This window comes from Rheinheimera sp., assembly GCF_037442525.1.
Lineage (GTDB): Bacteria > Pseudomonadota > Gammaproteobacteria > Enterobacterales > Alteromonadaceae > Pararheinheimera.
Window position 1 is genome coordinate 738,754 of sequence record NZ_JBBIQD010000001.1, and the last position, 13,194, is coordinate 751,947.

12 protein-coding genes are annotated in these 13,194 nt (G+C 56.5%); 7 read left to right on the forward strand and 5 right to left on the reverse strand.

The annotated features are described in order from the left end of the window. Positions 1–18: 18 nt before the first annotated feature. A complete protein-coding gene (locus tag WKJ03_RS03450; protein WP_337840757.1) occupies positions 19–1,221 on the reverse strand; it encodes an MFS transporter in 1,203 nt (400 codons plus the stop codon). A gap of 128 nt (positions 1,222–1,349) precedes the next feature. On the opposite strand from WKJ03_RS03450, the gene WKJ03_RS03455 reads away from it, so the two are divergent. The 5 genes from WKJ03_RS03455 to WKJ03_RS03475 all read left to right on the forward strand — a co-directional run bounded on the left by WKJ03_RS03455 (position 1,350) and on the right by WKJ03_RS03475 (position 7,869). Beyond that, entirely contained in the window at positions 1,350–2,030 is a 681-nt protein-coding gene (locus WKJ03_RS03455; protein ID WP_337840758.1) for a recombinase RecA, read from the forward strand. Positions 2,031–2,032: 2 nt separating this feature from the next. After that, the gene (locus tag WKJ03_RS03460) at positions 2,033–3,508 is read left to right on the forward strand and encodes a DNA polymerase Y family protein (protein ID WP_337840759.1); all 1,476 of its coding nucleotides are present in this window, start codon (positions 2,033–2,035) and stop codon (positions 3,506–3,508) included. Further along, positions 3,508–6,591 carry an error-prone DNA polymerase gene (locus WKJ03_RS03465; RefSeq protein ID WP_337840897.1) on the forward strand — a complete coding sequence of 1,028 codons (3,084 nt, stop codon included), beginning with the start codon at positions 3,508–3,510 and terminating at the stop codon, positions 6,589–6,591. The genes WKJ03_RS03460 and WKJ03_RS03465 overlap by 1 nt, the downstream gene beginning before the upstream one ends. Continuing rightward, positions 6,591–6,980: a hypothetical protein gene (locus tag WKJ03_RS03470; RefSeq protein WP_337840760.1), complete on the forward strand. Its 390-nt coding sequence runs from the start codon at positions 6,591–6,593 to the stop codon at positions 6,978–6,980. Before WKJ03_RS03465 ends, WKJ03_RS03470 begins: the two co-directional genes overlap by 1 nt. Before the next feature lie 94 nt (positions 6,981–7,074). Next, the gene (locus WKJ03_RS03475) at positions 7,075–7,869 is read left to right on the forward strand and encodes an ion transporter (RefSeq protein ID WP_337840761.1); all 795 of its coding nucleotides are present in this window, start codon (positions 7,075–7,077) and stop codon (positions 7,867–7,869) included. A gap of 7 nt (positions 7,870–7,876) precedes the next feature. Here the strand turns inward: WKJ03_RS03475 and WKJ03_RS03480 are convergent, their stop codons facing one another. The 3 genes from WKJ03_RS03480 to WKJ03_RS03490 form a co-directional block, all read right to left on the reverse strand. Then, on the reverse strand, positions 7,877–8,440 hold the full coding sequence (locus WKJ03_RS03480) for an HAD-IA family hydrolase (RefSeq protein ID WP_337840762.1): 564 nt from the start codon (positions 8,438–8,440) through the stop codon (positions 7,877–7,879). A gap of 19 nt (positions 8,441–8,459) precedes the next feature. Next, a complete protein-coding gene (locus WKJ03_RS03485) occupies positions 8,460–9,938 on the reverse strand; it encodes a sodium:solute symporter family protein (RefSeq protein WP_337840763.1) in 1,479 nt (492 codons plus the stop codon). A gap of 90 nt (positions 9,939–10,028) precedes the next feature. Then, positions 10,029–10,949, reverse strand: coding sequence for a LysR family transcriptional regulator (locus WKJ03_RS03490; RefSeq protein WP_337840764.1), 921 nt, complete (start codon positions 10,947–10,949; stop codon positions 10,029–10,031). A 157-nt stretch (positions 10,950–11,106) separates the two neighbouring features. Between WKJ03_RS03490 and WKJ03_RS03495 the strand changes: the two genes are divergently transcribed. Together WKJ03_RS03495 and WKJ03_RS03500 are read left to right on the forward strand one after the other, a co-directional pair. Next, on the forward strand, positions 11,107–11,556 hold the full coding sequence (locus WKJ03_RS03495) for a DoxX family protein (RefSeq protein WP_337840765.1): 450 nt from the start codon (positions 11,107–11,109) through the stop codon (positions 11,554–11,556). 46 nt (positions 11,557–11,602) lie between these two features. Next, a complete protein-coding gene (locus WKJ03_RS03500; protein ID WP_337840766.1) occupies positions 11,603–12,295 on the forward strand; it encodes a pirin family protein in 693 nt (230 codons plus the stop codon). Positions 12,296–12,305: 10 nt separating this feature from the next. Here the strand turns inward: WKJ03_RS03500 and WKJ03_RS03505 are convergent, their stop codons facing one another. Then, positions 12,306–13,139, reverse strand: coding sequence for an alpha/beta hydrolase-fold protein (locus WKJ03_RS03505; protein WP_337840898.1), 834 nt, complete (start codon positions 13,137–13,139; stop codon positions 12,306–12,308). Positions 13,140–13,194 lie beyond the last annotated feature (55 nt).

The following is a 13,194-nucleotide window of genomic DNA, read 5'->3' on the forward strand; positions in this document are numbered from 1 at the left end:
CCTTTATGCAACAGGTCGCTAATTTACTGGGCTTTTAGTGGCAAAACAATCGGCATAAAAACGCGGGTTAAAACGGCTGCACAGGCCCAGCACCAACAGGCTGACCAGCGCCAGCAGCAGCCAGCTCAGGTGAAAGCTCTGGGTCAGGTCGCGGATAAGGCCAGCAAACAATGGTGAAAACGCCGCCAGCGTATAACCCACCGCCTGCACAAAAGCGGTCAGGCTGGCCGCTTGTTGGGCCTCGCTGCGATGGTCCATCGCCACAATCAGCGACAACGGAAACAAACCGCCAATGCCCAGCCCCAATAAACCAGCCCAAAGCCAACCGGCCGCCGGCCAGAGCAGCAGACCGGCGAAACCGGTCAGCATCAGCAGGGCCAGTACCACAAGCACGGGGCGGCGGTCATAAAGCCGGCTCGCCAGCATAGGGCTGACAATACCGGACAGCACTTCCATGCTGATCATAAAGCCCAATAACAACCCGGCTTCAGGTTCAGACCAGCCCAACTCCACATAATAAGCTGGCAACCAGGCCAGCACACAGGTAAAAGCACAGGTGACCAGACCAAAGAACCAGGCCAGAGTCCAGCCGCGGCGAAACTTCCGGTAGCCCAGCGGGTTTTGCCCTGCAGTGGGAGCAGCCAGTTGACTCAGCGAGGGCTTGAGTAAGTACCAGGCCAGCAGCGCCAGTACAGACAACAGCACCCAGCTTCCCAGCGCCAGACGCCAGCTCTGCAACACTTCCGCCAGGTAAGCACTGACAGAGGCCGCCAGCGCAGCACCAGCAATAATGGCCGAAATATACCAGCCCATCACCAAAGCGGCATAGCTGGCAAAACGTTGTTTGATCACCGCAGGCAGCACCGCCTGCACCATCGCAATGCCAAGGCCCGACAGCACAGCGGTCAAAATCAGATCCCAGACGCTGTAAGTCCAGAACCGGGCCAGCGTTGCCAGGCCAATAGCGGCCGCCGCCCAGAAGATCAGCCGGTAAGGCCCCAGTTTTTGCGCAAAAAAATGGGCAGATAAAATACCCAGCCCCATCGCCAGCACCGGCAACATGGTCAGCAAAGACGCCAGACTAAAGCTAAAAGGCAGCTCCTGCTGAATAAAAGGCAACACAGGGCCAATGGCCGCCATCGACGGCCTTAAGGTCAGCGCCAATAACACAAGTGCCAGGATCAAGCCCAGCTGAGGCGCAGAGCGCAACGACGAATTCATACCACCTCCGGCAATAAGGGCGCGCACTGTACCACAATTTTGCAACAGACTGACGGCTGTGCAGATCCGGCTTGCGATCTGATTCGGATCTTTTATACTGTGTTTATATACAGTTATATTACCCTATTATGCACCCTTTATTGCAGCAGTTACAGAATAAACAATGGCTCTGGCAGGGGGGCCAGACTCAGGCTCCTTTTGCGCAGTTGTGTGCATCTGGCTGGCCGGCGCTGGATTTATGGTTAGGCGGCGGCTGGCCGCAACAAGGCACTGTGTTAATACATAGCGTCACTGGCGTGGGTGAATTGCAGCTGCTTGGCCGGTTGCTGGCGCCAGGCGCCCGTCTGCTGGTGTGCATTAACCCGCCAGCTCAGCTGGGTGCCGAAGCCTGGCAAAGTCAGCCGCTGTCGCAACTGTGGCAGCTGCAGGCGCGCAAAAGCGCCGACGCGCTCTGGGCCGCCGAACAATGCCTGCACAGCGGCAGCTGTCATGCGGTGTTGCTGTGGCAACAGCAACTGGAATTACGTCAGCATAAACGTCTGCAGCTGGCGGCACAGCAAGGCCAGAGCCTGCTGCTGGTATTGCAGGTGCCACAGCAGGGCCAATCCCCTTTGGCGCTGCCCTGGGATTTAAGCCTGCAACTGCAGGCTGATGCCGATGGCTTGCAGCTGCAGATGCTCAGACGTAAGGGGTTTGCCCGTCCGGATCCTTTCAGGTTAAGTTGGGCTGAACTCTTCCCACAATTTTTTCCGGCGTATCGCTCTTCACAACAGCAGCTGCAGCCGGACTCATTTCCTGTGGCCAGCTGATCATGGCTGAACTCTGGTGTTACCTGCACTTTCCCAACCTGCTGCTGGACTTCCGGTTGCAGCAGCCCCGGCATCCCAGTGCCCAACAGCTGCTGGACCCGGCCTTGCCCTGTGCTTTGGTGGATGATCAGCATCAGTTGCTGCAGCTTAATTCACTGGCGCGTCAGGCCGGTTTACAGCCAGGCACAGGCCTGGCCAGTGCCGCCGCTTTGTGCCACCAGCTGCAACTGCAGCCCTATGACGCCTTAGCAGAAACAGAGTTGCTGCAACAGCTGGCTTTGCAGCTTTATCAGCATTGTGCTGACCTTGCACCCGATCCGCCGCGGGGGCTCTGGCTCAGGCCTGGCCCTATGCTGGCACTGTATCAGGGCTTTACCCCCTGGTGGCAGCAAATGCAGCAGGCCCTGCCCTCCTTTGCCCGGCAATGTGGTTTTGCCACAGCCGGCAGTGCGCTGGCCGCCCGTTTATTGGCCCGTCAGGGGTATAACGAATGCTCAGCCCAACCGGAACACAGCTGGGCAGCCTTACGCCAGCTGCCACTGGCGGCCGCAGAGCTGCCGGAGCAACAGGCCGAACCGCTGCAGCGGCTGGGTCTGAAACACTTAGGTCAATTGCTGGATTTACCCAGGGCTGAACTGAGCCGGCGTTTTGGCCCGGCCTTGTTGCATTACCTGCAGCAACTGCAAGGGGAACAGCCCTTGCCACTGCAGCCTTTGCAGCGGCCGGATGAGTTTTCAGCCAGGCTGGAGCTTTGGTATGAAGTGTCAGACAGTGCTTTATTGCTGGCCCCTGCCAGCCGCTTATTACGCCAGTTGCAGCAGTTTCTGACCGAACGCGACGCGCTGGCTTACCAGCTGCAACTAAGCCTGACCGACCGCGAAAAACAGCAACAACAGCTGCTGTTAAGTTCAGCCGCTGGCGAACAACAAGCGCTCGCCTGGCAGCAGTTGCTGGCCCTGAAACTGGAAAAGGTGCAACTGAAAGCCCCGGTCATTCAGCTGGATTTAGCCCTGCAACAGGCAGGCCCACGCTATGCCGACCAGAACACCTTGTTTGACCGGCACAAGGCCCGTTACAGCCCGGCGGCACTGCTGTCGTTGCTGCGCGCCCGGCTCGGCGAGCAGGCGGTGCAACAGCCGGTGCTGGCCAACCATTTAGTGCCGGAGCAGGCCAACCAGTTAAGCCTGGTGCAACAGCCGTCACCACAGTACCAAAGCAACCAGCGGCTCAAGCCAGTGCCAGCCTCAAGCAGCACGCCCGGCAGCTGGCGTCCGCGTTTATTGCACAGCACAGCGCAGCAGGTACATCACCCTGCCCGGCAACTGATAGGGCCACAGCGCCTCAGCTGCAGCTGGTGGCAAACCCAAAGTGTGCACAGGGATTATTACGTGGCGCAGCTGGCAAGCGGCCAGTGGGCCTGGTGGTACCAGGATTTACGCCAGCCCGGCTGCTGGTATCAACAAGGCTGGTTCTGTTGATGGAGCAGTTGCCTTATGCCGAACTCTGCTGTCAGAGCCATTTTTCTTTTTTGCAGGCCGCATCCAGCCCGGCCGAGCTGGTTGATCAGGCGGCGGCTTTGGGCTATCAGGCGCTGGCGATCACCGATGAGTGTTCAGTGGCCGGTATAGTCCGGGCTTACCACCGCATTACGCAGAAACACTACCGGCTGAAACTCATTACCGGCAGCCTGATGCAATGGCCAGACGGCCTGCGTCTGGTGCTTTTGTGTCCGGACAAGGCCGCCTACAGCGAATTGTGCCGTCTGATCACGGCGGCCCGGCGGCGCAGTGAAAAAGGCCAGTACCAGCTGACCTTATGGGACTTTCAGCGGTTGCAGCATTGTTTATTGTTGTGGTTGCCTTGTGGTGAAGCAGAGCAGGATCTGCACTGGGCTCAGCTGCTGCGGCAGTACCACCCGGGGCGGGTCTGGCTTGGTGCCAGCCGGCTGTTAACCGCGGCCGATCAGTTTTTTTTACCTTATTGCCAGCAGCTGGCAAAACAATCTGAACTGCCCTGCTGTGCCGTCGGCACTGTGCTGATGCACCAGAGCAGCCGTTTGCCGCTGCAACAGGTGCTGAATGCCATCCGGCTGCACCAGAGCCTGAGCCAAAGCGAACGCCAGTTGCAGGTCAATGCCGAGCGCAGTATGCGGCCTTTACACCGGCTGGCTCAGCTGTTTCCGGCTGAGCTGCTGCAACAAAGTGCGCTACTGGCTCAGCGCTGCACCTTTGATTTAAGCAGCATCCGTTACCAGTACCCCAGTGAGCTGGTGCCTGAGGGGCTGAAGCCTGACGCCTATTTACGCCAGTTGGTGGAGCAAGGGGCGGCCTGGCGTTTTCCACAAGGTGTACCAGCGGACGTGCAGGCGCTGATCGACAAAGAACTGCAACTGATTGCAGAGCTGAAGTACCCTTATTATTTTCTGACCATTTACGATCTGGTGCGTTTTGCCCGCGAGCAGCAGATCCTGTTTCAGGGCCGGGGCTCGGCGGCCAATTCAGTGGTCTGTTATTGCCTGGGCATTACCAGTGTCGACCCCACTCAAATTCAGGTCTTGTTTGAACGTTTCCTCTCCAAAGAGCGCGACGAACCACCCGACATCGACGTGGATTTTGAGCACGAACGCCGCGAAGAAGTGATCCAGTACATTTACCGTAAATACGGTCGGGAACGGGCGGCTTTGGCGGCCACTGTGATTTGTTACCGCTTTAAAAGCGCCTTTCGGGATGTCGCCAAAGCGCTGGGACTGATGGAGGCGCAGGTGGAGTTTTTTCTGAAAAACCTGCACCGGCGAGACAAACACCAGCCCTGGACAACCCAGCTGGCGCAGCTGGGGCTGGACCCAGGCTCCCGCCTTGCCATGCTGTTGGTCGATTTAACCCAACAGCTGATTGGCACCCCCCGGCATTTATCCCAGCATGTCGGCGGTTTTGTTATTACCGCCGGGCCTTTGTACGACCTGGTGCCGGTGGAAAATGCCGCCATGGCAGAACGCACTGTGATCCAGTGGGATAAAGACGATCTGGAAAGTATGAAACTGCTGAAGGTCGACGTGCTGGCGCTTGGCATGTTAACAGCCATTCGCAAAGCCTTTGATTTGGTACGCCAGCACCAGCAGCAGGACTTGTCGCTGGCCGCCATTACCCGCCTGGGGGACGACCCGGCTGTGTATCAGCGTATTCAGGCAGCCGACACTGTCGGCGTCTTTCAGATTGAATCACGCGCCCAGATGTCGATGCTGCCACGTTTACGGCCACGCTGTTTTTATGATTTGGTGATCCAGATTGCCATAGTGCGGCCCGGCCCCATTCAGGGTGATATGGTGCATCCCTATTTAAAACGCCGCCATGGTGAAGAAGCCGTGGACTACCCTTCCGCTGCGGTTGAAGGGGTGCTGAGCCGTACTTTGGGGGTGCCGATTTTTCAGGAGCAGGTGATTAAAATTGCCATGGTGGCGGCCGGTTTTACCGGCGGCGAAGCCGACCAATTGCGCCGCGCTATGGCCAGCTGGAAAAAAACTGGTGAGCTGCTGCAGTTTAAACACAAACTGATCGACGGCATGCAAAAACGCGGTTATCCGTTGGAGTTTGCCGAACGGATTTACCAGCAAATTTGTGGTTTTGGCGAATACGGCTTCCCCGAGTCCCACTCCGCCAGCTTTGCCGTGCTGGCTTATGCATCGGCCTGGCTGAAGTATTATTATCCGGCTGCTTTTTACACCGCCCTGCTGAACAGTCAGCCGATGGGTTTTTATGCCCCCAGCCAGTTGGTACAGGATGCCAGGCGGCATGGACTGACTGTTCTGCCTGTCTGCATCAATCACTCGCTTTGGGATCATCAGATGGTGCAACAGGGCAGCGAATGGGCGATCCGGCTGGGGCTGCGGCTGGTCAAAGGCCTGAGCCGGCAGGCCGCACTGCAGCTTGAGCAACAGCGACCGGCGGCCGGTTTTCGCAGTCTAGCCGAAGTGCAGGCCTGCATACTGAGCAGCAGCGACCTGGCCGCTTTGGCCAGTGCCAATGCATTGCAGCCTCTCAGCGGCAGTCGCTTTGCCAGCCGCTGGCAATTGCTGGATAACGAAAACCGTCTGCCGCTGCTGCACAACCTGCCTTACCAGACCCAAACCGAACTGCCTCTGGCTGAGCCGTTACAGGACGTACTGGAAGATTACCAAAGCACAGGCCTGACGCTGCGCCAGCACCCTGTGTTACTACTGCGCCAGCAACAGCTGCTGGGGCCCTTTACCCTGGCCTCTGAACTTGGCGGCTTGCCGCATAAAAGCCTGGTGACAGTGATTGGGCTGGTCAGCTCCCGCCAAATGCCGGGCACCGCCAGTGGTGTGACTTTTATCACGCTGGAAGATGGCACAGGCAACATCAACCTGCTGGTCTGGTCGGCCACAGCTTCGGCACAGCGTCTGCCCTATCTGAAAGCCAAATTGCTAAAAGTGCAGGGTATACTGGAAAAACAGGGCGAAGTCATTCATCTGATCGCCGGCAAACTGACCGACCTGACCGCTTTACTTGGGCCCATCCGCAGTTACTCCAGGGAGTTTCATTAATGAATCACCACAAAGCCACCAAGCCTTACCGGGTGAAAAAAACCGGCATTAAAGATGAAAACATCGACCGGCAAATCCTGGTGTTACACAAGGCCATAGCCGAAAAACTAATACGCCAGCCCGAACTGCTGGCGCAGGTGCAGCACAAGCTGGCCGAGCGGCTGGAACAAGGGCAAATCAGTTACGGAGGTTATATTCACTGGCAGTCTGTGCTGGAGCTGTACCATCAGCCGGAACAGTTTGTACTGGGGATCACCGAAGACAGCCCCTACCTGCGTAAATTGCGCCGGGTCACCCCCTTCAGCGGCCTGCTCACCGAGCAGGAGCGCCAGCAGGTGCTGCAGGCAGACGCCTGCGGTGAGCTGAGTCAGGTACTGACAGGTCTGTAATTCAGTCCCATTACTGGTTATGCTGGGGACTGCGCCGTACCTCTGAGGTACCACTGATCCGGCAGCCAACCGAACTGCCAGCGGAGTTTATTTGATGTCACACCCTCCATCCTTACGCCACCGTCTGGCGCAACAACTGGACCCCCAGCTTTACCCCCACCAGGGCTTATCGCTGCTCAACCTGCTGATCGCCTGGGTGATTTTGTTCGGTATTGTGCTGGCTATACTGCAAACCGAACCCAGTATACGACAGGGCCATGAGCGCTGGTTCCGGCTGACTGAACTGGCGCTGGCTTCGATCTTTTTACTGGAGTATCTGGCCAGAACCTGGACCTGCGTTGAGAATGACGCCTACACCCAGCGCTGGCGTTATCTGTTGTCATTTTTTGCGCTCGCCGATTTGCTGGCCATAATCGTGGCTTTTTCGGTGTATTTTGGCCATGGTGGTGTGCTGCTCAGGCTGTTACTGCTGATCCGCATTTTACGGCTGGCCCGGCTCGGGCGTTTTTCGACGGCCCTGGATTGCATTGCCCAGGCCATCCGCAGCCGGGCTTATGAGCTGTTGATCAGCGCCATCTTTGCATTACTTAGTCTGCTGATCTCCTCTACCCTGCTCTATCTGGTCGAAGGCCAGCTGCAACCCGAAGCCTTTGGCTCCATCCCAAGGGCAGCCTGGTGGGCAGTCGCCACCCTGACCACTGTAGGTTATGGCGACGTTTACCCAGTCACAGTGCTGGGCCGGGTGCTGGCTGGTTTTACCGCTATAGCCGGTATTTGTATTATTGCCATTCCTACCGGCATTCTGGCGTCGGCTTTCAGTGATGCCTTGCAGGAAGCCAAACAGCGCCAGCACAGTTTACCCAAACGAACCGACCTGCCTCCCCGTTAAGCCAGCCTTAGCGGGTGGGAAGCAGCTCCAGCAATTGCAGCAGATCATCGACCACATAGTCGGCCTGCCCGGCAAAACGGCCATTGTCGCCGTACCGGAATAAGCAGCTGCGGGCACCGGCATTGGCGGCCGTTTGCAAATCAAACAGGTAATCGCCGACATACAGCAGTTCAGCTACCGGCAGTTGCAGCGCCTCAGCAATCTGCCATAAACCATCTGGCTTAGGTTTGGCCGGCGCATCGTCACGGGTGACCACCAACTCAATCGGGATCTGCAACTGCTGACAACAAAGGGTGGTGGCACTGCGCATATTGCGGGTCAGAATAGCGCGGGGAAACTGCAGTTCGGCCAGTTGCTGCAACAGCTGCTGTGCGCCTGGCATCCAGCCGGCTTGTTTTGCCCCTGCCAGCTCAAAGTCTTCGATAATACGCTGAGCCTGCTGCTGTTGTTGCGGGCACTCCAGGCTATGCAGCTGTTCCAGGATAGGGGTGCCTTTGGGCCAGCCAAGACGCTGGCACAACACCACAAAATCCAGCCTGGAATCGACCAGGGTGCCATCCAGGTCGAACACCAGGGCGGCTATTTTCGGCTCAGGAATGGGACTGCTCCTCGCTCAAATGTGCCATTTCGCCGCGGTGCAGCCTGTCGTGCACCTGATGGTCATGCATCAGATACTGTGGCATTAACGAGCCCAGCAACATGCCGACCAAACTGGCGATTAACCCCGCCAGATGCGCCGGCACCAGCGGATCGTCGCCCCCCAGCCAGATAATGGCCTGCCAGGTCATCACACCAAAGGCAATGGACAACAAGGCGCCCTGATTGGTGGCTTTGCGCCAGTACACGCCAAACGCCAGCGGAATAAAGGCCGCCACCAGGGTGACCTGATAGGCATTTTCCACCATACCGAAAATGGTCGATTCACTGTTCAGCGCATAAGCCAGGGTGCAGAAACCAAACACCAGAGTGACCAGCTGCATCAGGCGCAGCAGTTGCTTGTCGGTCATTTTCGGCAGCATTGGCTTTAAAATGTTTTCAGCAAAAGACACCGAAGGCGCCAGCAGGGTGGCCGACGCACAGCCTTTAATGGCCGACAGCAAGGCACCGAAAAACACCACCTGGGCAAGCAGCGGCATGTGCTGCATCACCAGGCTGGGCAGGATCAGCTGCGTATCAGAAGCCATCATTTCTTTCACCATATCCGGCGCAATCAGCGTGGCGGCATAACCGATAAACAGCGGGATCATCGCAAACAGCAAATACAACACACCACCGGTAATGGAACCCCAGACCGCAATTTTTTCCGATTTGGCCGACTGCACACGCTGAAACACGTCCTGCTGCGGAATAGAGCCCAGCATCAGCGTGATGGCCGCCGCAATAAAGGCCAGCACTTCTTTTAAATCAGCTTCAGGCCAGAAGCCCAGTTTGCCTGCTGCAGCGGCATGGTCCACCACCACAGCGACACCACCGACCATGTCGGACACTTCGCCGCCTATGTACATCAGGCCGAGCACAATCACCACCATCTGCACCAGATCGGTAATAGCCACGGCCCACATACCACCAAACAGGGTGTAAATCAGGATACTGACAAAACCAATCCACATACCTGCCGTCTGGCTGATGGCGCCATCCGACACCACATGAAACACCAGGCCCAAGGCCATCAGCTGCGCACCGACCCAGCCGAGGTAGGACATCACAATGGCCAGCGTGGTCATCACTTCCACCGGGCGGCCATAACGCCTTTTGTAGAAATCGCCTATGGTCAGCAGCTTCATCCGGTACAGCGGTGCGGCAAAAAAGATGCCGACAAAAATCAGACAAAGTGCAGCCCCAAAGGGATCCGCCACTATCGACCCCAGATTGCCGTCAATAAAAGTGGCTGGAATACCCAGCACAGCCTCACTGCCAAACCAGGTGGCAAAGACTGTGGCCGTCACCATATAAAACGGCAGATGACGTCCGGCGACCGCAAAGTCTTTGGTGTTTTTCACCCGAAGCGCAGCCCACAGCCCCAAAGCCACTGAAAATACCCAGTACGCAATCACCAGACTCAATAACATAACAGGCCTTATTCCTTGTTTTTTTGCGCTACTCTAGCGAACACTTATGCACAAATACAGTGGATTTATGCAAGCAAGGCTGAGTTTTTTTCAATCGCTGCCAGCCGCCCAAACCGATGGCCAGGGGTACTGACTGAATTGCTGACAAAACCACTGCAATGCCTTGCCCTGACTCTGCTTTTGCCAGGCCAGATACAAAGGCGCATTGTCACGCGGAATGCTGGTGTTTTTGGCGATCAACTCCCCTCTGGCCAGTTGGGCCTGGATCAGGTGTTTGGGTAAAAAGCCCACGCCCAGCCCCTGCACCTGAGCGGCAATTTTGGCCTGCATACTGTCCACCCGCAGCACCCGGCGGGTGGTAAACAACCCTGAACTGCGTTTGGGGGCATCCAGCGCCGAATCAGCCACTACGATGGCCGTTTGCTGCGCCACATCCTCCAGCGTAATCTGCCGGTTCAGTTCCGCCAGCTCATGCAAAGGCGACAAGGCAAACACAAATTCGGCCTCGCCAATAGGGACCAGCTCGTAACGGCCTTTAGGCATTTCCGCCGACACCCCTATAGCCAGCTGGGCCTGGCCGGTTTCCAGTGCTTCCCAGCTGCCACCCAATACTTCTTCGCGAATACGGACTTCGGTCATTTTACCGAGCTGCATAAACTGCTGCACCAGCGCCAGTACAGGTTCATAAGGCACTATGCTGTCTTTGGCCAGCACCAGCTGAGTCTCCCAGCCGGTATCCACCTGCTTAATCGCATCCTGTAAACGACTGGCCGCCTGCAACAACTCCCTGCCCTGCTCCAGTAGCAGCTGACCGGCGGGCGTCAGCTGGGCTTTTTGTTTGCTGCGGTCAAACAGCGGCACCTCTAAATCTGCTTCCAGCTTGGCGATGGTGTAACTCAGCGCCGAAGGCACTTTGTATAAATGCTCAGCTGCAGCGGCAAAGCTGCCTTTGCGCGCTATCGCGTCCACAGCCCGCAAAGCGTCCAGTGTCAGAATGGGGTGATTGGCCATGAACCCTCCTTATTCAAATTTTTTGAACATCCAAGTGATTTTATTCCGCTTTTCGTTCAGGGTAAAGCCAACTAAAGTACACACATCCAAGCACGACAGGCAGTAATTAACGGCGTTTGGAATAAACCAAAAGTCAACTAATTGAAGGTGAGTGAAAATGAACAAAGCAACTTTACAGCACATTTTTTCCAGCAATGCGGGTTTTGGCGCTCTGGCGTTACGGGTACCGGTTGGGGTGATCTTTGCCGCCCACGGCGCACAAAAATTGTTCGGCTGGTTTGGTGGGTACGGCCTGGAAGGCACAGGCGGCTGGATGGACAGCATAGGTTTAAGCCCGGGTGTACTGATGGCCTTTCTGGCTGGTGCCGCTGAGTTTTTTGGTGGTCTGGCGCTGATTCTAGGCCTGTTGACCCGCCCTGCCGCTGCAGCGCTGAGCGTTGCCATGCTGGTGGCCATTTTTGCGGTGCATTTCCAGAATGGTTTGTTTATGAGCAATAACGGTTACGAATTTGGCCTGGCCCTGCTGGCCGCCTCTGTCTCGCTGTTGTTCAGCGGTGCCGGCAAAGCTTCCATCGACAGCCTGATTGCCCGCAAGTTAAACCAGTAATTCTATCGACCGACAGCGGCCCTCAAGGGCCGCAGGAGACATCATCATGTTAGAACTCAGAGCAGCCAAAGATCGCGGTGCAGCCAATTTTGGCTGGTTAAACAGCAAACATACGTTTTCGTTTGGCCGCTACTACGACCCGACCCAAATGGGGTTTTCTGCCCTGAGGGTAATTAACGATGACGAAGTGGCCCCTGGCGCTGGGTTTGACACCCATGGCCATCAGGATATGGAAATTATCAGTTATGTGCTGCAAGGGGCCATTGCGCATAAAGACTCAGCCGGCAATATCAAAACCCTGCCAGCAGGTGAGTTCCAGTTGATGAGTGCTGGCAAAGGCATTTACCACAGCGAATTTAACGCCAGTGACAGCAACAACCTGAAGTTTCTGCAGATCTGGATCCAACCGAATCAGTTTGGTGGTACGCCTGGTTATCAGCAAAAGGCTTTTGAACGTAAAAGTGGCCTGAACCTGATTATTTCACCCGATGGCCGGGACGGCAGTTTGCAGATGAAACAGGATGCGTATTTGCACCAGTTACTGCTGGAGCAAGGCCAGCAACTGGCGTTACCGGTGCAGGCCGCTCGCCGCTATTACCTGCACCTGATCAGTGGGTCGCTGCAGTTAGGTGAACAGCAGCTTCAGCCGGGTGACGGCATTAAACTGGCGCAATTCACCCAACTGAACGCAGAAGCCCTGCAAGGTCCGGTCGAAGCCTTATGGTTTGACCTGCCTTAACGAAGCCGTATCAGGGCAGCACCTTGCCCTGATACAACCAAAGCACGGCGCGGCTGAACTCAGCCGCCCAGGCGGCTTCGTTATGGTCCGCCCCCTCCACCAATCTGTACTGAGCCTGCTGCGCCGTCATGCCTTTGCGGGCTAACTGCCGCACCACCTGTTCAATATCCGGTACCATACTGCCGCCTTCCTGCAAGCCCATATAAAAATACAACCTTTGTCCCGGCGCGGGTAACTGGCTGGAAAAGCGCTGAATTTGTGGGCCCACAGTCCAATAGGCCGGGGAAAACAGCCCATACAGACCAAAGACGTCCGGGTACTTCAGTAAGGCGTAGTGGCTGATCAGCCCGCCCATTGAGCTGCCCATGATGCCGGTATGCGCTGCATCGGCTTTAGTCCGGTAATGCTGGTCTATATAAGGCTTCACCACTGTGACAATAAACTGCAGGTACTGATCGCCCTGCGCTTCACCTATTGGCGGGCCAGAAAATGGCAATAACTCCTGATTACGAAACTCCCCGCCATTGTCGATGCCGACGACGATCAGCTTCAGACCTTGTTGTGCCAGCAAATTCAGCTGTTCATCCACTTGCCATTCGCCGGCATAAGAGGTACGCGCATCAAACAGATTCTGAGCATCGTGCATATAAAGCACAGGGTAATGTTCGTTGGATGCCTGATAATCCGCTGGTAAATACAAACGCACAGTGCGGCTGCGTTCCAGCCCTGGCATCTCAAAACGCTGTTCCAGCACTGTGACATTGGCGGCCGCTGTGGAGCCTGTGGCCTGAACCTGCCCTGTCAAAGCCGCGACGACAACCACTGCCAACCAGCCACATTTCATTGTCACTGTTTTATTCCTCCGCTTTACCAAGCACCATGCAGTCTTGATTTTTCTG

Coding starts and splice junctions, on each gene's coding strand:
- WKJ03_RS03465 (WP_337840897.1), top strand. CDS start 3,508: ATGGAGCAGTTGCCTTATGCCGAACTCTGCTGTCAGAGCCATTTTTCT.
- WKJ03_RS03460 (WP_337840759.1), top strand. CDS start 2,033: ATGGCTGAACTCTGGTGTTACCTGCACTTTCCCAACCTGCTGCTGGAC.
- WKJ03_RS03485 (WP_337840763.1), bottom strand. CDS start 9,938: ATGTTATTGAGTCTGGTGATTGCGTACTGGGTATTTTCAGTGGCTTTG.
- WKJ03_RS03470 (WP_337840760.1), top strand. CDS start 6,591: ATGAATCACCACAAAGCCACCAAGCCTTACCGGGTGAAAAAAACCGGC.
- WKJ03_RS03490 (WP_337840764.1), bottom strand. CDS start 10,949: ATGGCCAATCACCCCATTCTGACACTGGACGCTTTGCGGGCTGTGGAC.
- WKJ03_RS03455 (WP_337840758.1), top strand. CDS start 1,350: ATGCACCCTTTATTGCAGCAGTTACAGAATAAACAATGGCTCTGGCAG.
- WKJ03_RS03505 (WP_337840898.1), bottom strand. CDS start 13,139: ATGAAATGTGGCTGGTTGGCAGTGGTTGTCGTCGCGGCTTTGACAGGG.
- WKJ03_RS03495 (WP_337840765.1), top strand. CDS start 11,107: ATGAACAAAGCAACTTTACAGCACATTTTTTCCAGCAATGCGGGTTTT.
- WKJ03_RS03475 (WP_337840761.1), top strand. CDS start 7,075: ATGTCACACCCTCCATCCTTACGCCACCGTCTGGCGCAACAACTGGAC.
- WKJ03_RS03450 (WP_337840757.1), bottom strand. CDS start 1,221: ATGAATTCGTCGTTGCGCTCTGCGCCTCAGCTGGGCTTGATCCTGGCA.
- WKJ03_RS03500 (WP_337840766.1), top strand. CDS start 11,603: ATGTTAGAACTCAGAGCAGCCAAAGATCGCGGTGCAGCCAATTTTGGC.